Source organism: Bradyrhizobium sp. NP1 (genome assembly GCF_030378205.1).
GTDB lineage: Bacteria > Pseudomonadota > Alphaproteobacteria > Rhizobiales > Xanthobacteraceae > Bradyrhizobium.
Window position 1 is genome coordinate 6,379,085 of record NZ_CP127385.1, and the last position, 20,363, is coordinate 6,399,447.

Consider the following 20,363-nt stretch of genomic DNA (forward strand, 5'->3'; position numbering starts at 1 on the left):
TGCATTCCGCGACAGGTCGGTCGCTATCCCTTTTTTCCATCGGCAAGAAGGTTCTTGTAGACCTTTCCACCCTTCATGATGACCAGGAAGTTCTTTGCGGGATCTTCGATGAGTCTGATGTTGTCGACCGGATTGCCGTCAACCAGCAGGAGGTCGGCGAGAGCGCCCTCCTCCACCACGCCCAGCTTTCCCGGATATGGATTTCGGAGCCCGGACAGGCTGAGCAATTCGGCATTGGTCGATGTTGCCATGGTCAGCGCTTCGGCCGGCGTATACCACCGGGTGAGGTTGGCCAGCATCGCGCCCTGCCCGTCCGCCAGCGCCTTCGAGAACAGGATGTCGGTGCCAAAGGCCGTCTTGATCCCGTACTTTTTTGCGAGCGCATAGACCCGATCCGTGCCGGCGACCACCTGCCGCATCTTTTCCTGCTCCGCAGGACCAAGCGCATTTGCACCGGACGGATCGATAAAAGGCTGGGTGCTCAACCAGATCCCTTTTTCCGCCATCAGGCGAGCCGTGGCCTCATCCATCAGATGCCCGTGCTCTATGCACTTCACTCCCGCCGCAATCGACCGCTGGATCGCTGCCGACGTATAGGCGTGCACGGCAACGTAGGTGCCCCAGTTCTCGGCAGCCTCCACGGCCGCATGGAGCTCCGGCTCGGTAAATGTGGATACGTCGAGCGGGCTGAATGGCGAGGCGACACCGCCACCCGCGGTGAGTTTTATCTGTGTTGCGCCCTGCATGAGTTGCTCGCGCGCCCGGACACGAACCTCGTCCGGACTGTCCGCGACCATGCTGCCCCCGATTCTTTCCATGCGACTGAGCATGCCGCCGATGGTCCTTGGCAGATCGGAGAGCTGCCGGAAGTCGCCATGGCCGCCGGTGATCGTGATCACGGCTCCGGACGGATAGATGCGCGGGCCGACGACGAGGTTCTCGTCAATGGCGCGCTTCAGTCCGAACGTCGGCCCACCCATGTCGCGAATGGTGGTAAATCCGCGCATCAGCGTGTCGGTCGCTTCCGCGGCCGCGAGAAGATTATTGTACCCGACGTCGTTCGCGAGTGAGGACGCGGGAGTTGGTCGCACCAGCATCGCGTGCCAATGCGCGTCGATCAGGCCCGGCATCAAGACCCGTCCGCCGCCATTAATCCTCTGCGCATCATCGGCCGCAATGTCCGCGGTCGAGACTTTTTCTATCTTGCCGCTTCTGATCAGGACATTCGCCGGTCCCGAAACACCAGCGTTTTTCCCGTCAAAGATACGAACGTTGAGAAAGAGGACCGGGGAATCCCGTTGAGCTTGCGCCGACGAAGGACCCGGCATGCCGGCGCCTGCCAACACGAAAAACACTAAAATTCGAGCGATTGCGCCTGATTTCAAACCGGCCATTTTGGCCTCCACCACCGATACGTACGCTTGGCGGTCTGGTCGTCATCTGCCACGGGCTAGGCAAGCGAAACAATCAATAACGGCAAGAATCGCTATTGTGGCAGCTATCGCACCTCCGCTATCTTAACGTGCGTCCTTACAGACCAGCGTCGGATAGGTTTTCGCATCGGAGGACCGTCATGACAAGTTCTTCAGATAGAATGCAAGATCTTCGCACCGGCACGGGCCCGCATCGCGGTCCGGTTTCGCCACGGCCGCATCTCCACACCTGATCGCATTGCGACTGTGCCGTCGCGTCGAAAATTGGCTAGTCGATATTCCGCCCTTCGGGGAGGAAGGAGGACCCATGCGCTGGATCTATTTGGCCCTGATCATCCTGTTCGCCGTCGCAACGTTGATCTTCGCCCTGCAGAACCTGGAAGTCATCACCATGTCGTTCCTCGGCTTCAATATTCGCGCGCCGCTCGCACTGCTGACGATTGTCGTCTACGTGCTGGGCGCAGCGACAGGCAGCAGCTTGCTGGCGTTGCTCCGCCGGTCCTACGAGGGATCGAGGCGCAGCGTCATGGGTCCGGCCTGAGAATCTGGAGGGCCGGTGGAGCAACAACAGCTAGATGAGGCGGCGCGGACGCCTGTCTTGATAGACCTGGCGCTGCAGGGCGGCGGTTCGCACGGCGCGTTCACATGGGGCGTGCTCGATCGCCTCCTTGAAGAGTCGTGGCTGCAAATCGAGGGCATCTCCGGCACCTCCGCCGGCGCGATGAACGCCGCCGTGCTGGCGAGCGGATGGACAAATGGCGGCGCCACAGGCGCAAGGGCGGCTCTCGATGCCTATTGGGAGCGCGTCTCGCGCGCAGCCGCGTTCAGCCCATTGCAACGCTCGCCGCTCGATCACCTGCTCGGCCGCTGGACCCTCGACACTTCACCGGCCTACGTCGCGTTCGATCTGATGTCGCGGATGCTCTCTCCCTACGATCTAAATCCGCTCGGCCTGAACCCGCTGCGCGCCATCCTCGCCGAAAGCATCGACTTCGATCGTCTCAAGCAAGCCTCCATAAAGCTGTTCGTTACCGCAACGAGCGTGCGGACCGGTCGCGGCCGCATCTTCCGCAATGCGGAGATCACACCGGACGCCTTGCTCGCTTCCGCCTGTCTGCCGACGATGTTCCAGGCGGTCGAGATCGATGGCGAGCTGTACTGGGATGGCGGCTTTGCCGGCAATCCGACCATAACGCCGCTGGTCCGGGAGACCGACGGACAGGACACCATCCTGGTGCAGATCAATCCGCGTGAACGCACCGACCAACCGCGTTCGGCGGCCGAGATCTTGAACCGTCTTAACGAAATTTCCTTCAATTCGCCGCTCATGAAGGAGCTGCGGATGATCGCGCTGCTGCAGCAGGTCGCCGATCCCGGCAGCGGCGAAGGTGCACGTTGGGCAAGAATGCGCACGCACCGCATCAAGAGCGATCAGCTCGCGGAGTTTGGCGCGTCGTCGAAGCTGAACGCCGAATGGAAGTTCATCTCGTTGCTCAAGGAGGAAGGCCGCCGCAGCGCAGACGAATTCCTCAAGGCCCATGGCGACGATCTGGGGCGGCGTTCCACCGCCGAGCTGGACGTGCTGCTGGCGGAGTGCTGAGCCATGACGGCGATCGGACTTGCCGGCATGATTGTCGGGCTTGGCGTTTTGATCGCGTTCGCGTTTCGCGGCTGGAGCGTCCTGCTGCTTTCGCCGCTTGCGGCACTTGTTGCAGCCTTGTTCTCCCGCGAACCCCTCCTGGCGCACTGGACGCAAACCTTCATGGGCAGCGCCGCCGGGTTTCTCGAGCGATTCTTCCCGTTGTTCCTGCTCGGCGCCCTGTTCGGCAAGCTCATGGAGGACAGCGGTTCGGTGACCGCCATCGCGAACTTCATGATCGAGCGGCTGGGTCCACAGCGTGCGATGCTGGCCGTCGTGCTCGCCGGCGCGCTCGTTACCTATGGCGGAGTGAGCCTGTTCGTCGCGTTTTTCGTGCTGGCGCCAATGGCGCAGCAGCTGTTTCGCGCGGCAAACATTCCGCGCCGACTGATGCCTGCGGCAATCGTGCTCGGCACCTCGACTTTCACCATGTCGGCGCTGCCCGGCACGCCGTCGATCCAGAACGCGATTCCGATGCCGTTCTTTGGCACCACGCCGTTCGCAGCACCAGGGCTCGGCATTCTGGCATCGTTGATCATGCTGGGCTTCGGCCTGTGGTGGCTTGGTCGCGAGGAAGCAATCGCAAGGAGGAAAGGCGAAAGCTTCGGCGACGGGGCTCCAACGCCGGGCGAACGTCTGGCGATGGATGAAACGCTGAGGGAGCGAGCCACCGTCGCTCGCGAATTCGATCCGGCGGAAATCGTGCACGGCGAGAGAACCGACATGCCTCCGACGATCGGCCTCGCTGCGCTGCCTCTCGTCGTGGTGATCGCCGTCAATCTTGCGATGGCGCTGTTTGTCCTGCCGGCGCTCGACACCGGCTATCTGGCTGATCCCCGTTTCGGTAACGTCTCCTTGGGCGACGTCGGCGGCGTCTGGGCGGTGATCACCGCGCTTGCTTGCGCCACCATCACGGTGCTTGTGGTCCATCGCAGGCGGCTACCCTCCCTGCGCGCCACCATGGACGCCGGCGCCAATGCAGCGGTGCTGCCGGCGGTCAGCGTAGCGAGCCTGGTCGGATTCGGCGCGGTCGTGGCCGCGATGCCGGCGTTCGCGGTCGTGCGCGATGCCGTCCTTGGTATCGGCGGCGGCCCGCTGGTGTCGCTGGCGCTCGCGACCAATGTGCTTGCCGCTCTGACCGGCTCGGCATCGGGCGGGCTGACGATCGCGCTGGACGCGCTTGGAGCGACCTACATGATGCGCGCGGCGGAAATCGGGCTCGATCCGGCCCTGCTGCATCGCGTCGCGGTGATCGGATCCGGCACGCTCGATAGCTTGCCGCATAACGGCGCGGTCGTGACGCTGCTTTCCGTCTGCGGCTCGACGCATCGGCAAAGCTACCGCGACATCGTCATGGTCGGTATCGTGGGCGCTGTCATCGCGCTCGTGGCCGTGATCGCGATCGGCTCAGTGGCGGGCTCGTTCTGAATTGACTTGACCACCGCACTAGGCCAAAGCCCTTTCGCGCGATACGATCCGACCGCTCATCAAGGGCGGCCGATCAACGAGCCTTCAGCGGGAGGACCTTCAACATGAAACAAGCAGCCCGTTTCCGCACTGCGCTGCTCGCGTTTGCCACCACACTGCTCCTGAGCGGCGCGGCCGGCGCCGCAGAGGTCCGGGTGATGATCTCCGGCGGGCTCACGGCCGCCTTCAACGCGCTGGCGCCGGAATTCGAGCGCGCAACCGGCAACAAGGTGCTCATCGCCTACGGCCCCTCGATGGGCACGACCGCGAACGCCATACCCGTCCGGCTCGAGCGCGGTGAGCCGGCCGACGTGCTGATCATGGTCGGTTATGCGCTCGCCGACCTCGCCAAGAACGGCAAGGTGGTCCCCGACAGCCGGGTCGACCTCGTGAAATCTCCGATCGGCATTGCGGTCAAGTCCGGCGCAGCCAGACCCGACATCTCGACACCGGACGCGCTCAAGCGCGCGCTGCTTGCGACAAAATCGGTCGCCTATTCGGACAGCGCCAGCGGCGTCTATGTCTCGACCGAGATGTTCCAGAAGCTCGGCATCGCCGAGGAGATGAAGGGCAAGGCGCGGATGATCCCTGCCACGCCCGTGGGCGAGATCGTCGCCAAGGGCGAGGCCGAGATCGGTTTCCAGCAGATCAGCGAGCTCAAGCCGGTCGCCGGCATCGATATCGTCGGTCCGCTGCCCGCCGAGTTGCAGAAGATCACGGTATTCTCCGCAGGCATCGCGACGGTGTCGAGGGAGCCGGAGGCCGGACGGGCACTGATCAAGTTCCTGGCGTCGCCGGCGGCGCGCGATCAGACCGTCAAGAGCGGCATGGAGCCGATCGCCGCAGGCGCGACCAACTAGTGGAGTGGTTCGCTACACATCCCAACCACGGGCCGGCAAAACGAATGTCAAATCCAGAACTCCACTAGTGCCGGGGTTCAGAAGTCCGCATCATTCTACACCGACCACTAGCAACGAGAGAGCAGGATGAGCATCATTGTCGAGGCAGCCGACGCACCGGTTGCGAAACTGCCGCTCTGGCCGACGGTCCGCCTTGCCTACGCGACCTACTTCGCGCATTTCGGCGAGGGGCTGAAGATCGCCGCGCTGTGGCTGCCGCTGGTCGCCGGAGTTGCGGCCATTGGCGGCTGGCTGCAGGCCGCCCTGATCGCGCAGTTGCTCGCAAACCCGCAAACCGCGATCGACGTCGCGCAACCGGCCCATCTGCTGATGTTGGGCTATGCCAGAAATCTCCTGCTCGCCTTTGCAGCCGTCAGCAGTGCCGTGGCCTGGCACCGGCTTCTGCTGTTGAACGAAGCGCCGCGCTTCGGCGGCAATATCGGCACGCGCAGCCTTTGGCGCTATGTCGGCGCGGGGCTCCTGATCTGCCTGATCGCCGCACTTCCGCCTGCGATCGTGCTGGTGCCGATGGCGCTGTTGGGGCTGTTGCCCTCGGTCGGCAAGGCGCCGCCTGCCGAATTCGCGATCATCGCACTGGCCTATCTTGCCGGCGTCGTGCTGATGATGCGCCTCAGCGTGCTGCTTCCAGCGCGCGCCACCGGCAACGCGACGCTCTCGCTGAAGGATGCATGGCAGCGCAGCCGTGGCAATACCTGGCGCCTGCTTGGCGGCATCGTTCTCTGCACCGTACCGCCCTTCCTGCTGATTGACCTCATTTTCGTCGGGCTGACCGCCGTTCCCTTCGGCGCTGGCGCTTACCTCGCGCAATGGGCGGCAGCGAGCGCAATCGCGCTGTGCTGCTGGCTGCTCACATGGCCGATCTGGGTCGGCTTCCTGTCTCACGCATACCGGCATCTGAGCGGGCCCGCGTGAGACGAAGTCGTCCTACTCGGTGCGGATGGGCGAGTCCTTCAACCCGTTATTGTCGTAGGCCTTGCGCAACACGCCGTTCGTCCGCGCATCCGTCATGAATTTCGTGACGAAGGCGAGCGATTGCGGATGGTTGAGCGGCACGGCAACGGCCGTGACCGTCTTCTTGAAGGTCTCGTCCAGCACCCTGGTGCCCGGAATTTTCTTCGCCATCGCATTGAGCTGGTCGCGCGACAGCGCGAACGCGTCGATCTCGCCGTTCTTCAGGAGGCTGAAGATCTCGTCATAGGTCTGGTAGCCCGTGACAACAGCGTTTTTCAGATGCGCCTGCGCGCCGCGCATGGTCGTGGTGTTGTTGACCGCGGCAACCTTGACGCCCGCCTGATCGAGCGCTGCGAAATTCGTGATCGGCGAGCCTGCCTTGATGATGTAGGTGGCGTCCGCCACCTCATAGATCGGCCCGAACGACATCTTGGTCTCGCGCTCTGGATCCTTCGGCAGGAAAGTGACATCCCAGCTTCCCTTGCCGGCGGCATCGGTGATCTGTCCGGAATTCTGGTGTACCACATACTCCACGGGCACGCCGAGCTGGGCCGCCATCTCCTTGCCGAGCTCGACGGGCACCCCGGCATAGCCGCCGCTGTCCGTTTTGGTGGACCAGAATGCGCCGCCGGCCGGGCTGATCGCAATCGCGACGCGCAGCTTGCCGGTCGGCGCGATCTCCTCCTTCAGGCTGTCGGCAGACGCAGGCACAGCCGTCATGATCGCGGCCGCCAGGACAAGGCCGGCGAGCCGCGGCACGGAGACATCGAACATCTGGAATTCCTCTTGATTTCCTTCCCCATCGGGTTCGCTTCGCGCTCCCATTGCGAACTCTCATCCGCATATTGCGCGATCGAGCGTGGCGTGGAAACCAAAATCGGACGGCGCGGCGACTATTTTGCCGCTCCGGTCATTGCTGAAACTGCCGGATTCGCGGCTTGGCGCCCCAATGACAAAAACCCTTCGGTTCGAAGGGAAACTGCCGTTCGCGATACAGCAATTCATCGGCGATCGATTTCACGCCGGACGAGTATTCGAAGACCATCCCGTCGGGGCCTTCGAAATAGAGAAAGCGGGCGGATGAGGACGGATGTCGACCCGGTCCGAAAACCATTGGCACGCCCCGCTCCGCCAGGAAGCGGTACGAGCGCATCACGTCGTCGCCCGTTTCGACCTGGTGGTTGACGTGCTGAATGCCCGGCCTGTCCGACGGGAACAGGGCGATGGCATGGTGCACCTCGTCGATTCGCAACAGCGGCGCGTCGCCGATACGATCGGAAACGCGCGCATTGCAAACCGTGGTCCAGAACCTTTCGTCACGGACGACATCGGAGGAGCAAAGACCGACGTGACTGAAGCCGGTTATTCCGGCGTCGCGGCTGCCGTGATAGCGCCTGCCCGAATGCGCCGGCCGCCACACCAGTTCGATGGCGTTTCCGCTCGGGTCTTTGAATGCGATGAAGCGCCTGACATGGCGCGCATCGGCCTCACCCGCCGTTCCCAGCCGCACCGCATGCCCGAGCCGGTCGAGCTCGGCGGCCGCGGCATCGAGATCGCCGGCGTCGCCGATCTCGAAACCGACGGACTGATCGGCGGGATCGCCGTCGACATAGCACAGCGTGTGCTCGCGCGCGTCGGACTTGAAGTGCGCAAAACCCCGGCCATGGGTAGATATCTCGAGACCGAGAAAATCGGTTGCAAACGTCGTCGCAGCGTCGAGGTCGCGCGTGCCGAGCCTGACATAACTTACATCCAAAAGGCGGATCATGCTGCGGCTTCCCTCTTCAGCGGAATTCAGGAACTTCGCTTTCGCTGCCCCACGCGCAGAACGACGACTGCCGGCGCGGAAACTGGCGGGGCCGGTGGGCTTTCTCGTCGGCAATCTCGTCGCCTTCGGTCACGAAGGAAAACAGTGTCTCCTCGGGCCCCGCGAAGGTGACGAAGATTTGGTTCGAGGTCGGCCGGCGGCCCGGACCATGAACGATCCGCACCTGCGACGATTGCAAAAAATAGCTGTTCTGCATCAACAGGTCGACATTCTCGACGGCGAATTCGACGGCGAGGATGCCCCGCGCATTCGAAGGGTAATAGGCGAGCCGGTGATGGGCGTTGTCGAACCGCAGGAAGGCCGCGTCCCCTACCCAGTCGCTGACGCGCCCGTTGAACAGGGTGGTCCAGAACGTCTCGCATGAAGGGACGTCGCTCGCGCCGAGCGCCACGCCCGACAACCCGACGATGCCGGCATCGCGCGCCGGAAAATAGCGCCAACCCGAATGCAGCGGTCGGAGGACGAGCTCGATGGCATTTCCGCCGGGATCGCGGAAACCGGCGAAAGCGCGCACCTTGCGCGCGGCGCATTCTTCGCTCGCTCCGATCGTAACGTCGATCTCGCGCCGCGCCAGCTCGGCAAGCGCGGATTCCCATTGCGCCTCGCCGTGAATTTCCAGCCCGACGCAGCGTTCAGAGGGGTCACCAGGAAAAAACGCCAGCGTGTGATCGCGAAAATCCGACCTGAAATAGACGGCTTGGTCGGACCGATCGACCTGTTGCAGGCCGAGTATCCGCGCCGCGAAATCGATCGATGCCTCCATGTCTCGCGTTCCAAGGCGCACATAGCGAAGCTGATCGATCGGGATCATAACCATGCATCCGAATTCGCGGCATTCTCTGCGCGGAGCCTCACCATCCCGAGCCTCCACGCAGAGAAATCACCGGTCAGTTGTTGGCAAGCTTGGTCGGGTCGCTGACCGCCTCGAAGGTCGCAAACTCGACGCTGTAAAGGGCTCCGTCGACCTTCTCGACGCGGCGTATGTAGATGTCGTGCACGACGTCACGGGTCCTCGCATCGATCGACATCGGCCCTCGCGGGCTCTCCCATGCCATGCCCTTCATCGCCTCCACCAGCGCGGTGCCGTCCGTTCTGCCCTGCGTCTTTCCGAGCGCGTTGTAGATCAGATGCATGCCGTCATAGGCGCTGACGCTGATGAAATTGGGCCGGACGCCTGAATTCGCCTTCTTGAATGCGGCAACATAGTCGCGGTTCATCTGCGATGGATGATAGGCGGAGTAGAAGCCGGCCGTCACCGTGCCCGCCATCGCATCGCTCATGCCGGGCAGATCCTCGTCGTCAGCGATATCGCCGGGGCCGATCAGCCTGATGCCGGATTTGTCCAGCCCCCGCTCCACGAACTGCTTCGCCAGGATCGCCGCCTGGCTCGCAGGAACGAAGACAAAGAGCGTATCAGGGTTGCCGTCGCGCGCGCGTTGCAGGAACGGCGCGAAATCAGGATTGGCCAGCGGCACCTTGAGCGTCTCGACAATGGTGCCGCCGGCTTTCGTGAATGTATTGGCGAACACGCCTGACGCTTCGTGCCCCGGCGCCCAGTCGGAAGAAATGATCGTCACCCGCTTCGCGCCGTTTTGCGCCGCCCAGTTGGCCAGCACGCTCGCCTGTTGCGCGTGGGTCCAACTGGTGCGCACGAAATACGGCGATCGCTCGGTGACGATCGACGTGCCCGATACCATGACCACCGTTGCGGTCTTGCTTTCGGTCACCAGCGGCGCCATCGCCAGCACGCTTGGGGTGAGGCCTGCCCCGAGAACCGCGACCTTGTCGGTGACGATCATCTCCTGCGCGATGCGCTTGGCGTTGTCCGGGACGCTGGCGTCGTCTCTGACGATAAGCTCGACCTTCCGCCCCGCGACGGTATCGCCATGCTGGGCCATATAGAGCCTGGCCCCGGCAACGGCCTGTTTGCCAACTGGCCCCAGCACGCCGGTGAGCGGCATGACCAGACCAATCCTGATGCTTTCTTGCGCCGCAGCTTGCCCGCAATAGAACGCACCCAATCCGGCGATGGCAAAAATCGCAAATAAATTGAAGGATTTCCGGGGCATGACGTTCTGCCTCCAACAGTATCGACTATTAAAACACCGAGCTTAGCCCTATTTTCGCGTTCGCGGCAGCCGCAAGATTGCGTCGCGCAAAGTCAAGAGTGAATAGCTCATGTTTGACTGGAACGATCTTCGGCATTTTCTCGCGGTCGCCCGCCACGGCAGCACCCTCGCAGCTGCGAAGTCTCTCCACGTCAGCCAGTCGACCGTGCATCGCAGGCTGGTGGAGCTGGAACGGCGCATCGGACGCCCCGTGATGATCCGGCATGCGACCGGCTATCGCCTCACCGAATTTGGCGTTGAATTGCGACCCTTGGCCGAGCAGGTCGAACAGGCCGTTGCATCGTTCGAACGCCATCTGATCGCCGCCAATGATACCCCCGCCGGTTCGATCCGGGTGACCTGCCCGGAATCGATCGGCTATCGGCTGATCCGGTCAACACTGATCGAGCAATTTCATAGTCGCTACCCGGGCCTGCGCGTCGAACTTGTGATGAGCGACCATTTTCTCGACCTCGCCAAAGGCGAGGCCGACATCGCGATACGCGCGGGCGTCACGAACGAAGTAGCGCTCGTGGGCCGCAAGATCGCCGACGTGCCCTGGGCGCTGTACGGCAGCCGCGCCTATCTCGAACGCCACGGCCGCATTGAGCGTGTGGAGGACGTCGCGCATCATGCGCTGATCGAGTTCGACGGCGACATCAAGGATCATCACGCGGCCAAATGGCTGCGATCGATCGCTCCTTCCGCCAGGGTCGTGGCCCGCAGCAACACCGTGCCGGGTCTGCTGATGAGCGTAAAATCCGGCGCAGGGCTTGCGCCATTGCCGATGCCTTTGGCGGCCAAAGAGGAGGATCTTGAGTGCATGCTCGGACCCCTGCCCGGACTCTATTCGCCGATCTACCTGCTTACCCATCCGGAGCTCCGTCAGATGCCGCGCATCCGGAGCTTTTTTGACTTCATTGGTGCCGAAATCGATCAAGTCCGTGCCGTGCTCATCAACGGCAAATAGCAAATAAAAGGCAAGGCGCGCGTTCGAGCCGTTCCGAACGCCATCATCGCCACACGCCGCGGACGAGCTGCCAGTTTTCCGTTCCAGCTCGGGCCGATTATGCTATTCAACCGGAGAGCAGCCAGCGCTCGCAAAGAGGGGGCACAGCGATGAAGCCTGCGCGTCTACCCTGTCGCACGCAGCACGCCGCCAGGCGTGCCTGGCCGATCGGCCGGACGAGCATCGTCATGCTCGCGACCACCCTGCTTGGAGCGTGCGAGCAAAACAGCTTCGTGCCGCCGCCGCCGCCGAAGGTCGACGTCGCAACACCGCTCCAGCGTGCAGTAACGCGCTACCTCGACGCCACCGGCAACACCGCGCCGATCAGGAGCGTCGATCTGGTGGCGCGGGTACAGGGCTTCCTGCAGTCGATCGATTACCAGGACGGCTCCTTCGTCAAGGAAGGCACGACCCTGTTCACGATCGAGCCCGAGACCTACAAGCTGAAGCTCGATCAGGCCCAGGCTGCGGAAGCCGGCGCCCAGGCATCGCTGAAGCAGGCCGAGTTCGACTTCAAGCGGCAATCCGATCTGGTGGCGCGCCAGGCGGTGTCGCAGGCGACGCTCGATACGTCGACCTCGAACCGCGACAACGCGCAGGCCAATCTGCAGCAGGCCCAGGCCAATACCCGGATCGCCGAGGTCAACTACGGCTATACCAAGGTCGCGGCCCCCTTCGACGGCATCGTCAGCGCGCATCTCGTTTCGATCGGCGAGCTGGTCGGCGTCGCCTCGCCGACGCAGCTTGCGACCATCGTGACGCTCGACCCGATCTATGTGAACTTCACCGTCAATGAGCGCGATGTGCTGCGGGTGCGCGAGGAGGCGCGGCGCCGCGGCCTCACCACTGCCGAGCTCAAGACGCTGCCGCTCGAAGTCGGCTTGCAGACCGAGACCGGCTATCCGCACCAGGGCAAGCTCGATTATGCCGCGCCGACCGTCAACCAGTCGACCGGAACGCTCGCGGTGCGCGGCATCCTCCCCAATCCCGATCGCGTGCTGCTGCCCGGCTATTTCGTGCGCGTCCGTGTTCCTTTCGAGAAGCAGCAGAATGCGCTGCTCGTGCCCGATACCGCGCTCGGGGCCGACCAGAGCGGCCGCTACGTGCTGGTGGTGAACGGCGACAATGTCGTTACACAGCGCAAGGTCGAAACTGGCCAGCTCGAAGGCGAGCTGCGCGTGATCGAGAGCGGACTGAAGGCAGACGATCGCGTGGTGATTGCCGGCCTGTTGCGCGCCATTCCCGGACAGAAAGTCGATCCGCAGCTCAAGACCATCGAACAGCCGCCGCAACCCGCCAAATAGGGACCGGGCATGATATCGAAATTCTTCATCGAGCGGCCGGTCCTTTCCAACGTCATCGCGCTCCTGATGATCCTGATCGGCGCGGTGGCGCTGTTCAACCTCGCGGTCGCGCAATATCCGGACGTGGTGCCCCCGACCGTGCAGGTCACCACCCGCTATCCCGGCGCCAGCGCCAAGACCGTGATCGACACCGTGGCGCTGCCGATCGAGCAGCAGGTCAACGGCGTCGAGGACATGCTGTACATGCAGTCCTACAGCGGCGCCGACGGCACCTATTCGCTCACCGTGACATTCAAGATCGGCACCGACCTCAACTTCGCGCAGGTGCTGGTGCAGAACCGCGTTTCCAGCGCGCTGGCGCAGCTGCCGCAGGCGGTGCAGAACCAGGGCGTGACGGTGCAGAAGAAGTCGACGTCGATCCTGCTGTTCGTGACGCTGACCTCGCCGGACGCGACCTATGACAGCCTCTATCTGAGCAACTACGCGACCATCAATCTGCGCGACGAGCTGTCGCGGCTGCCCGGCGTCGGCAACGTCACCGTGTTCGGCGCCGGCCAGTATTCGATGCGGATCTGGCTCGATCCGGACAAGCTGCAGGTGCTCGCGCTGATGCCGCAGGACGTGATCCAGGCGATCCAGCAGCAGAGCCAGCAGGTCACCGCCGGCCAGGTCGGCAGCCCGCCGACGCCGCCGGGCCAGGCCTTCCAGTACACGCTCAATGTCGCCGGCCGGCTCGACGAGCCCGCGCAGTTCGAGAACATCATCGTCAAGACCGGCAGCAATGGCGACGTCACGCGGGTGCGCGATGTCGGCCGCGTCGAGCTGGGCGCGCAGACCTACAGCCAGATCTTCTCGCTCAACAAGCAGCCCGCCACCGGCATCGGCGTATTCCAGTCGCCGGGCGCCAACGCGCTTCAGGTCGAGCAGGCGGTCGAGAAGAAGATGGCCGAGCTTGCGAAGGCATTCCCGCCCGGCATCAAATACGACACGCCGTTCGACACCACCAAATTCGTCAACGCCTCGATCCACGAGGTCTACAAGACGCTGATCGAGGCCGGCGTGCTCGTGCTGGTGGTGATCCTGGTCTTCCTGCAGGACTGGCGCGCCATGCTGGTGCCGGCGACCACCGTGCCGGTGACCATCATCGGCGCCTTTGCGGCGATGGCCGCGCTCGGCTTCACCATCAACCTCTCGACGCTGTTTGCGATCGTGCTCGCGATCGGCATCGTGGTCGACGACGCCATCGTCGTGGTCGAGGGCGCCGCGCACAACATCGAGCAGGGCATGTCCGGCCACGACGCCGCGATCAAGGCGATGGACCAGCTGTTCGCGCCGATCGTCGGCATCACGCTGGTGCTGGTGTCGGTGTTCCTGCCGGCGGCGTTCCTGCCGGGCCTCACGGGGCGCATCTACGCGCAGTTCGCACTGGTGATCGCGGCGACTGCGCTCTTGTCCGCCATCAACGCAGCGACGCTGAAGCCGACGCAATGCGCGCTGTGGCTGCGCCGCCCGGTGCCGCCCGAACAGCGCAACTGGTTCTACCGCGGCTTCAACAGCGTCTATGACCGGGTGGAGCGCGGCTATACGCGGCTGATCGGCCACATCGCCGGGCACAGCACGGTTTCCGTGATCGTGGCGCTGATCCTGATCGGGATCGGCGGCTACGGGCTGTCGCGGGTGCCGACCGGATTCCTGCCGATCGAGGACCAGGGCTACCTGATCGCGGCGGTGCAACTGCCCGACGGCGCCGCGCTCGACCGCACCCAGAACGTGCTCGACCAGGTCAGCGAGATCGTCGGCAAGGCGCCCGGCGTCGCGCAGGTCGTCACCATTGCCGGCATCTCGGCGCTCGACAACAGCGCCAGCCTCGCCAACGCCGGCGTCGCCTACGTCGTGCTGAAGGACTGGGAGGCGCGCGGGCCGGGCGAGGATCTGCGCTCGCTGGTGATCGGGCTGAACCAGAAGGTTGCTTCGATCCTCGAGGCGCGCACGCTGATCCTGCCGCCGCCGCCGATCCAGGGCATCGGCAACGCCGCCGGCTTTGCCATGCAGCTCGAGCTGCGCGACGGCAACAGCGACTTCGGCAAGCTGCAGGCGATCACCAATGCGGTCGTCGAAAGCGCCCAGAGCCAGAGCGCGCTGCAGCGCGTCTCCTCGCCGTTCCGCGCCATGGTGCCGCAATTCGACATCGAGATCGACCGCGTCAAGACCCAGACGCTGTACGTCACCACCGACCAGGTGTTCTCCACCCTCGCTTCCTATCTCGGCTCCTCCTACGTCAACCAGTTCAACAAGTTCGGCCGCGTGTTCCAGGTCTATGCGCAGGCCGATTCGAAGTTCCGCCTGACCACCCGGGACATCGCCAACCTGATGGTGCGCAACCAGCAGGGCAACATGGTCCCGCTCGGCACGGTGGCGAAGATCACGCCCTCCGTGGGCCCCGCGCTGATCAGCCTCTACAACCTCTATCCCTCCTCGACCATCGTCGGGCTGCCGGCGCAGGGCTACAGCTCCGGCCAGTCGCTGCAGCTGATGGAAGAGATCGCCGCCAAGACGCTGCCGCCCGGCACCGGCTACGACTGGACCGCGATGTCCTACCAGGAGAAGGCGGTATCCAATCAGATCTACTACGTCTTCGGCCTTGCCATGCTGCTGGTCTATCTCGTGCTCGCCGGCCAGTACGAGAGCTGGTACGCGCCGATCTCGGTGATCCTCGCGGTGCCGCTGTCGCTGCTCGGGCCGATGCTGGTGCTGGAGGCACTCAAGATCGACAACAACCTCTACGTCCAGATCGGCCTGATCCTGCTGATCGCGCTGTCGGCCAAGAACGCCATCCTGATCGTCGAGGTCGCGCTCGAACACCACGTCCACGACGGCAGGCCGGTCCTGGAATCCGCGATCGAGGCCGCGCGCGCGCGGTTCCGCCCCATTCTGATGACCTCCTTCGCCTTCATCCTCGGCGTCGTGCCGCTGGTGCTGGCGACCGGGGCCGGCGCCAGCGCCCGCAAGTCGATCGGCATCACGGTGTTCTCGGGCATGCTCGCCTCGACCTGCCTGGCGGTGCTGTTCGTGCCCGCCTTCTTCGTCGTGGTGCAGCGCTTCGAGAACTGGCGCGCGGCGCGCAAGAACCGCGCTCCCACCGTGCACCCGGTCTCGCGGGCCTGAGCTCTCAGTTCGCCTGCGCCACCGGTGCCCTGATCTCGCGCGGCAGGATGATCGCGGCCGCAATCACCAGCAGGCACAGCGCGCCGAAGGCGTGCAGCATGGTGACGAAGCCACCCCGCTCATAGAGCCAGGCGACGAGGCCGACGGAGGCGCCGGCCGCGGTGAAGCCGACGAAGTAGCGCACCGCATAGGCGCGCGAGCGCCACTCCTCGGTGGTGTACTTGCCGACCATGGCGTCGTTGACCGTGACCTGGCCGAACGCGCCCATCACGATCCCGATCGAGACCACGATCAGCGGCAGGTTCGACAGCGTGGCGGCGAGATAGAGCAACGGCGCCAGCACCACCGACAGCGGCAGCGCCACCGTCTTCAGCGAGTGCCGGTCCAGCAGCTGGCCGACCGTATATTGCGTCATCGCGCCGAACACGTAGACGCCGGCCGCGATCACGCCGAGCATCGCCGGACTTTTGGTGAGATCGGCGAGCCGCTCGGCGAACAGCTTCGGCAGCGCGACCGTCACCGCGTTGAAGGTGGTGGAGATCGCGATCACCACGATGAGCAGCGCCAGAATCACGCGCCACATGTCCTCCTTCGCCACGCGCGCCTGCGCCGCCGCCTGCCGCGTGCCCTTGCGGTCCTCATGCACCACCATGAGCGAAAAGGCGATGCCGAGCAGGACGGTGACGATTCCAGGCACGATGAAGGCGAAGCGCCAGCCGAGATACTGGCCGATCACGCCGGTGACCAGCGCCGAGGACGCCACCCCGAGATTGCCCCAGACGCCGTTGAGCCCCATCTCGCGGCCGAGCCTGTCCGCATAGGACACCAGCATCGCGGTGCCGACGGGGTGATAGATCGAGGCGAAGATGCCGATCGACAACAGCGCCGCGCCGAGCTGCAGCGGGGTCGAAACGAAGCCGACCGCGATCATCGAGGCGCCGATGCCGAGATAAAAGATCACCATCATGTGGCGGCGGCTCCAGCGGTCGCCCAGCCAGCCGGTGATCAGCGATCCGGCGCCGAAGGCGATGAAGCCCGGCGTCGCGTAGGGCAAGAGCTCCGAATAGGCCATGCCGAGCGCCGGTCCCATGACGATGACGGCAGCGGCGAAGATCAGCATCGAATAGTGGTCGATGAAATGCGCCAAATTGACGAAGGCGATCACCCGGCTGGGGCTGTTCATGGAGCGATTCCCGTATTTCCTGGTGGTCTCGATTCCAACATTCGCTTCCCATTTGGGCGGCACTTTTGCGAATATTGGAATCGAAGGACGACCACCAAATCTAAGATTCCAGTGGAGTTTTGGATTTGACATTCGCTTTGCGAGCTCGCGGCTGGTGCGAAGCGAATGTCAAATCCACTCCACTGGGTTAGGTTATATGGGCTTGCCGTGACGGGATGCAGCCAATGAATATCGCCGAAAAGCCACTCGCCGCCGTCAGGGGCCGCCACCGGGCGACCGGCGACGGCGTCACGATGGTGGCCCAGCACTACCGCAGGGGTATCCGTCTCGAGCCGCACATGCACCGCGAGGCGCAACTGGTCTATGCCGCGAGAGGCACCATGCAGGTCACCACGCCGAAGGGCCGCTGGCTGGTGCCGCCGGACCGTGCAGTCTGGGTCCCTGCCCGGCTCGAGCACGCCATCGACGTGCTCGCCGATATCGAGATGCGCTCGCTCTATTTCGACCTCGGCTGGCTGAAGCGCGAGACGCGCAGCGAGAGCCTGAAGGCGGAGTTCGTGGTGCGGGTGTCGCCGCTGCTGCATCAGGCGATCCTGGCGCTGTTCGACGACCGCAACGAGCGCGACCGCACCGCGCTGCTGATCCGCCTCGCGCTGCTCGAGCTGCACCATGCCGAGGATTCCACCACCTTCATCCCGCTGCCGAGCGAGCCGCGCTGCCGCCGTGCCGCCGACATCGTGCTCGACGATCCGACCGCGGCGCACGAGATCGAGCGGCTCGCAGAAAAGGTCGGAACCTCGGCACGCACGCTGTCGCGGCTGTTTTCGTCGGAAACGCAATTGAGCTTCAAGAGCTGGTGCCAGCGGGCGCGGATCGCCGCCGCAATCGCCCGGCTGTCGACTGCCCAGGACATCTCGGTCAAGCAGCTTGCGGCCGATCTCGGCTATGCCAGCGTGCCGGCGTTCTCGCATGCGTTCCGGCAGGTGACGGGCAAGACGCCGACCGAGTTCGCCGGCCAGCCATGAGCCCGCCTTGAAATGGCGCGACACATTGTTGTGCTTGAATATGGCTTGCCCCGCCTTAAATCCATGTAACAATCGGCCCTCTCCGGATTCGACGTAAAGCACATGGCCAACGCCTTCCTTTCCGATCTGCTTGCCACGATTTCGGAGCGCGGGCGCACGCTGCTGCGGCGCAAACCGTCGCACGACGGCGAGGACGCAGCCGGGCTGATCGAGCTGTGCGAGGCGCTGCTGTCCGGCCGGGGCGAGGCCTCCGGTACCGCCATGGCGCGCGAGGTGCTGGACCGCTACCACGACCTCGATGCGGCCGGCCGGCTCGCCTTTTTCCAGGCGCTGGTTCGGGATTTCGGCCCGGACCGGGAGAAGCTTGCGAAGGCGATCCAGACTTGGCAGGCGCAGCCCGGTGACGGGAACGGCACGCTGCTGCATTTTGCCTCGGAGCCGCGGCGGCAGGAGCTGATCCGGCGCCTCAACCGTGCGCCGCGCGGCACCAGCGAACTGGTCGCGATGCGCGCCGACCTGCTGACGCTGATGGACGGCCGGCAGGACCTCGCCGCGCTCGACCGCGACGTCGTGCATCTCTTGGGTTCTTGGTTCAACAGGGGGTTTCTCGTGTTGCGCAGGATAGACTGGTCGACGCCCGCCAACATCCTGGAGCAGATCATCCGCTACGAGGCGGTGCACGAGATCAGCGACTGGGACGATCTGCGCCGGCGCATCGACCCCGTCGACCGGCGCTGCTACGCCTTCTTCCATCCGGCGCTGGCCGACGAGCCGCTGATCTTCGTCGAGGTGGCGCTGACCGAAACCATTCCCGGCGCGATCGCGCCGCTGCTCGCGGTCGACCGCCAGCCGGTCCCGGCCGAGCGCGCCCGCACCGCGGTGTTCTACTCGATCTCCAACACCCAGCGCGGGCTCGGTGGCATCTCCTTCGGCAGCTTCCTGATCAAGCAGGTGGTCGAGGAGCTGCGCCGCGAATTGCCGAAGCTCGACACCTTCGTGACGCTGTCGCCGGTGCCGAACTTCACGCAATGGCTGAAGCAGGCCGAGGACGTGCCGGTCACCGAGGAAGATCGCGCGCTGCTGAAGCATCTCGACGAACCGAACTGGTTCGAGAACGAGGAGACCGAAGCAGGCCTGCGCGCGCTGCTGGAGCCCCTGGCCGCGCATTATTTCCTGAAGGCCCGCAACCCGAAGGGGCGGCTTCATGATTCCGTCGCGCGCTTCCATCTCGGCAACGGCGCACGGCTCGAGCGCATCAACTGGCTCGGCGACCTCTCGCCCAAGGGCCTGCGCGAATCCGCGGGCATCATGGTCAACTACCTCTACCGCCTCGACGACATCGAGAAGAACCACGAGGCCTACGCCAACGAGGGCGAGGTGGTCGCCTCCAGCGCGGTGAAGAAGCTGTTGAGGGGTGAAGGCCGCCGCCTGCTCGACATGCGGCTGTCGTAAGTCGGGCGAACAGCGCGAATTGCCGTCATGGCCGGGCCTCGTCCCGGCCATCCACGTCTTGGCCACAAGAAAGACGTGGATGCCCGGGTCAAGCCCGGGCACGACGAATCGAACCCGATCGCCGGTGTACAAGCGAGGCGCCGCTGAAGATTTCGCGATCGACCCCCAAGACATGACCTCGCCTTCCCGCGGCGCGCTTGCGCCCGAGTTTTGCGATAACGATCCCTCAAAAGGCAGAGGGCGCAGGGAAAGCCGGATGCTGGTCGCACCCGCAGCCTCGCGTGCAGCAAAAAAGCACACGAGTTAGTCACCACAGGTTCGACCGAAACAGTCCGGCCTTCCCCGCGCGATTGGTTTTAACGGTTTCCTTCGTGCTCTCCCCGGTGTCCATGACTTTTTAGTCACCGTCGCCCACGGATCATCATCCGCAAACTTAGCACCAGCCCAGGGATGCCAGGACCACACGACTTCGCCGTCCGCGTTGGTATCGTTCGTCTTGCGATACCAATCGCGTCCATCGCATCCCGCACCCAACGTTCGTGACGATCGCGAAGCGCCCCTCTTGGAGAGCGCGGGACGGGCCGATGGAAGCCACTGATTTGCCCGACGCAACAAGCGGAATATTTTTGCGCAAAGGACTGGACGACCCAAATCAGCCTGAATCTGTTCATGAATTTCGATCTTGCGCGCAGGCGATGCCGGCGCGATGACACAGTATTCGACGACAGTCGAATAACCAGTGCGCGAGGGATCGACGACCCTTCAGGCGTCAAGTCACCCCGTGTTCACGCGGCATGATTTCGTCACGACGCAATCACTCTGTTGTGCGCGAATGCCGGTACCCAGGCGATCACCCTGTAACGCGCCTTTCAAGCCGAG

The 20,363-nt window shown here is 64.1% G+C and carries 16 protein-coding genes; 10 read left to right on the forward strand and 6 right to left on the reverse strand.

Annotated elements, in window-relative coordinates:
- Positions 1-23 precede the first annotated feature (23 nt).
- Positions 24-1,328, reverse strand: coding sequence for a metal-dependent hydrolase family protein (locus tag QOU61_RS30955; protein ID WP_289661888.1), 1,305 nt, complete (start codon positions 1,326-1,328; stop codon positions 24-26).
- Positions 1,329-1,740: 412 nt separating this feature from the next.
- Between QOU61_RS30955 and QOU61_RS30960 the strand changes: the two genes are divergently transcribed.
- The 5 genes from QOU61_RS30960 (at position 1,741) to QOU61_RS30980 (ending at position 6,371) form a co-directional block, all read left to right on the forward strand.
- Positions 1,741-1,974, forward strand: coding sequence for a LapA family protein (locus QOU61_RS30960; RefSeq protein WP_289654989.1), 234 nt, complete (start codon positions 1,741-1,743; stop codon positions 1,972-1,974).
- A gap of 15 nt (positions 1,975-1,989) precedes the next feature.
- On the forward strand, positions 1,990-3,033 hold the full coding sequence (locus tag QOU61_RS30965) for a patatin-like phospholipase family protein (protein ID WP_289654990.1): 1,044 nt from the start codon (positions 1,990-1,992) through the stop codon (positions 3,031-3,033).
- 12 nt (positions 3,034-3,045) lie between these two features.
- On the forward strand, positions 3,046-4,500 hold the full coding sequence (locus QOU61_RS30970) for a GntP family permease (RefSeq protein ID WP_289661890.1): 1,455 nt from the start codon (positions 3,046-3,048) through the stop codon (positions 4,498-4,500).
- Between the two features lie 104 nt (positions 4,501-4,604).
- Positions 4,605-5,399, forward strand: a complete 795-nt coding sequence (locus tag QOU61_RS30975; protein WP_289654991.1) for a substrate-binding domain-containing protein — start codon at positions 4,605-4,607, stop codon at positions 5,397-5,399.
- A 126-nt stretch (positions 5,400-5,525) separates the two neighbouring features.
- The gene (locus QOU61_RS30980; protein ID WP_289654992.1) at positions 5,526-6,371 is read left to right on the forward strand and encodes a hypothetical protein; all 846 of its coding nucleotides are present in this window, start codon (positions 5,526-5,528) and stop codon (positions 6,369-6,371) included.
- 12 nt (positions 6,372-6,383) lie between these two features.
- On the opposite strand, the gene QOU61_RS30985 is transcribed toward QOU61_RS30980, so the two are convergent.
- The 4 genes from QOU61_RS30985 to QOU61_RS31000 all read right to left on the reverse strand — a co-directional run bounded on the left by QOU61_RS30985 (position 6,384) and on the right by QOU61_RS31000 (position 10,307).
- Positions 6,384-7,184: an ABC transporter substrate-binding protein gene (locus QOU61_RS30985; RefSeq protein ID WP_502876841.1), complete on the reverse strand. Its 801-nt coding sequence runs from the start codon at positions 7,182-7,184 to the stop codon at positions 6,384-6,386.
- 136 nt (positions 7,185-7,320) lie between these two features.
- On the reverse strand, positions 7,321-8,178 hold the full coding sequence (locus QOU61_RS30990) for a VOC family protein (protein WP_289654993.1): 858 nt from the start codon (positions 8,176-8,178) through the stop codon (positions 7,321-7,323).
- A gap of 16 nt (positions 8,179-8,194) precedes the next feature.
- Positions 8,195-9,049 (reverse strand): VOC family protein, encoded by an 855-nt coding sequence (locus tag QOU61_RS30995; protein WP_289654994.1) that lies wholly within the window; start codon positions 9,047-9,049, stop codon positions 8,195-8,197.
- A gap of 76 nt (positions 9,050-9,125) precedes the next feature.
- Positions 9,126-10,307 (reverse strand): ABC transporter substrate-binding protein, encoded by a 1,182-nt coding sequence (locus QOU61_RS31000; RefSeq protein ID WP_289654995.1) that lies wholly within the window; start codon positions 10,305-10,307, stop codon positions 9,126-9,128.
- 109 nt (positions 10,308-10,416) lie between these two features.
- On the opposite strand from QOU61_RS31000, the gene QOU61_RS31005 reads away from it, so the two are divergent.
- From QOU61_RS31005 to QOU61_RS31015, 3 genes are all read left to right on the forward strand, one after another.
- Positions 10,417-11,316: a LysR family transcriptional regulator gene (locus tag QOU61_RS31005; protein WP_289654996.1), complete on the forward strand. Its 900-nt coding sequence runs from the start codon at positions 10,417-10,419 to the stop codon at positions 11,314-11,316.
- 227 nt (positions 11,317-11,543) lie between these two features.
- Positions 11,544-12,659: an efflux RND transporter periplasmic adaptor subunit gene (locus tag QOU61_RS31010; protein WP_289654997.1), complete on the forward strand. Its 1,116-nt coding sequence runs from the start codon at positions 11,544-11,546 to the stop codon at positions 12,657-12,659.
- Positions 12,660-12,668: 9 nt separating this feature from the next.
- A complete protein-coding gene (locus tag QOU61_RS31015; RefSeq protein ID WP_289654998.1) occupies positions 12,669-15,824 on the forward strand; it encodes an efflux RND transporter permease subunit in 3,156 nt (1,051 codons plus the stop codon).
- Between the two features lie 4 nt (positions 15,825-15,828).
- Here the strand turns inward: QOU61_RS31015 and QOU61_RS31020 are convergent, their stop codons facing one another.
- Complete coding sequence (locus QOU61_RS31020) at positions 15,829-17,007, reverse strand: MFS transporter (protein ID WP_289654999.1); 1,179 nt, start codon at positions 17,005-17,007, stop codon at positions 15,829-15,831.
- A 224-nt stretch (positions 17,008-17,231) separates the two neighbouring features.
- On the opposite strand from QOU61_RS31020, the gene QOU61_RS31025 reads away from it, so the two are divergent.
- Positions 17,232-18,032 (forward strand): AraC family transcriptional regulator, encoded by an 801-nt coding sequence (locus QOU61_RS31025; protein WP_289655000.1) that lies wholly within the window; start codon positions 17,232-17,234, stop codon positions 18,030-18,032.
- 102 nt (positions 18,033-18,134) lie between these two features.
- Positions 18,135-19,484 (forward strand): malonyl-CoA decarboxylase, encoded by a 1,350-nt coding sequence (locus QOU61_RS31030; protein ID WP_289655001.1) that lies wholly within the window; start codon positions 18,135-18,137, stop codon positions 19,482-19,484.
- The last annotated feature ends 879 nt before the right edge of the window (positions 19,485-20,363 follow it).

Excerpts from the sequence above, each read along its gene's own strand:
- QOU61_RS31010 (WP_289654997.1), top strand. The coding sequence starts at position 11,544 with ATGCTCGCGACCACCCTGCTTGGAGCGTGCGAGCAAAACAGCTTCGTG.
- QOU61_RS30995 (WP_289654994.1), bottom strand. The coding sequence starts at position 9,049 with ATGATCCCGATCGATCAGCTTCGCTATGTGCGCCTTGGAACGCGAGAC.
- QOU61_RS31005 (WP_289654996.1), top strand. The coding sequence starts at position 10,417 with ATGTTTGACTGGAACGATCTTCGGCATTTTCTCGCGGTCGCCCGCCAC.
- QOU61_RS30990 (WP_289654993.1), bottom strand. The coding sequence starts at position 8,178 with ATGATCCGCCTTTTGGATGTAAGTTATGTCAGGCTCGGCACGCGCGAC.
- QOU61_RS31020 (WP_289654999.1), bottom strand. The coding sequence starts at position 17,007 with ATGAACAGCCCCAGCCGGGTGATCGCCTTCGTCAATTTGGCGCATTTC.
- QOU61_RS31025 (WP_289655000.1), top strand. The coding sequence starts at position 17,232 with ATGAATATCGCCGAAAAGCCACTCGCCGCCGTCAGGGGCCGCCACCGG.
- QOU61_RS31030 (WP_289655001.1), top strand. The coding sequence starts at position 18,135 with ATGGCCAACGCCTTCCTTTCCGATCTGCTTGCCACGATTTCGGAGCGC.
- QOU61_RS31000 (WP_289654995.1), bottom strand. The coding sequence starts at position 10,307 with ATGCCCCGGAAATCCTTCAATTTATTTGCGATTTTTGCCATCGCCGGA.
- QOU61_RS30960 (WP_289654989.1), top strand. The coding sequence starts at position 1,741 with ATGCGCTGGATCTATTTGGCCCTGATCATCCTGTTCGCCGTCGCAACG.
- QOU61_RS30980 (WP_289654992.1), top strand. The coding sequence starts at position 5,526 with ATGAGCATCATTGTCGAGGCAGCCGACGCACCGGTTGCGAAACTGCCG.
- QOU61_RS31015 (WP_289654998.1), top strand. The coding sequence starts at position 12,669 with ATGATATCGAAATTCTTCATCGAGCGGCCGGTCCTTTCCAACGTCATC.
- QOU61_RS30955 (WP_289661888.1), bottom strand. The coding sequence starts at position 1,328 with ATGCCGGGTCCTTCGTCGGCGCAAGCTCAACGGGATTCCCCGGTCCTC.
- QOU61_RS30975 (WP_289654991.1), top strand. The coding sequence starts at position 4,605 with ATGAAACAAGCAGCCCGTTTCCGCACTGCGCTGCTCGCGTTTGCCACC.
- QOU61_RS30985 (WP_502876841.1), bottom strand. The coding sequence starts at position 7,184 with ATGTTCGATGTCTCCGTGCCGCGGCTCGCCGGCCTTGTCCTGGCGGCC.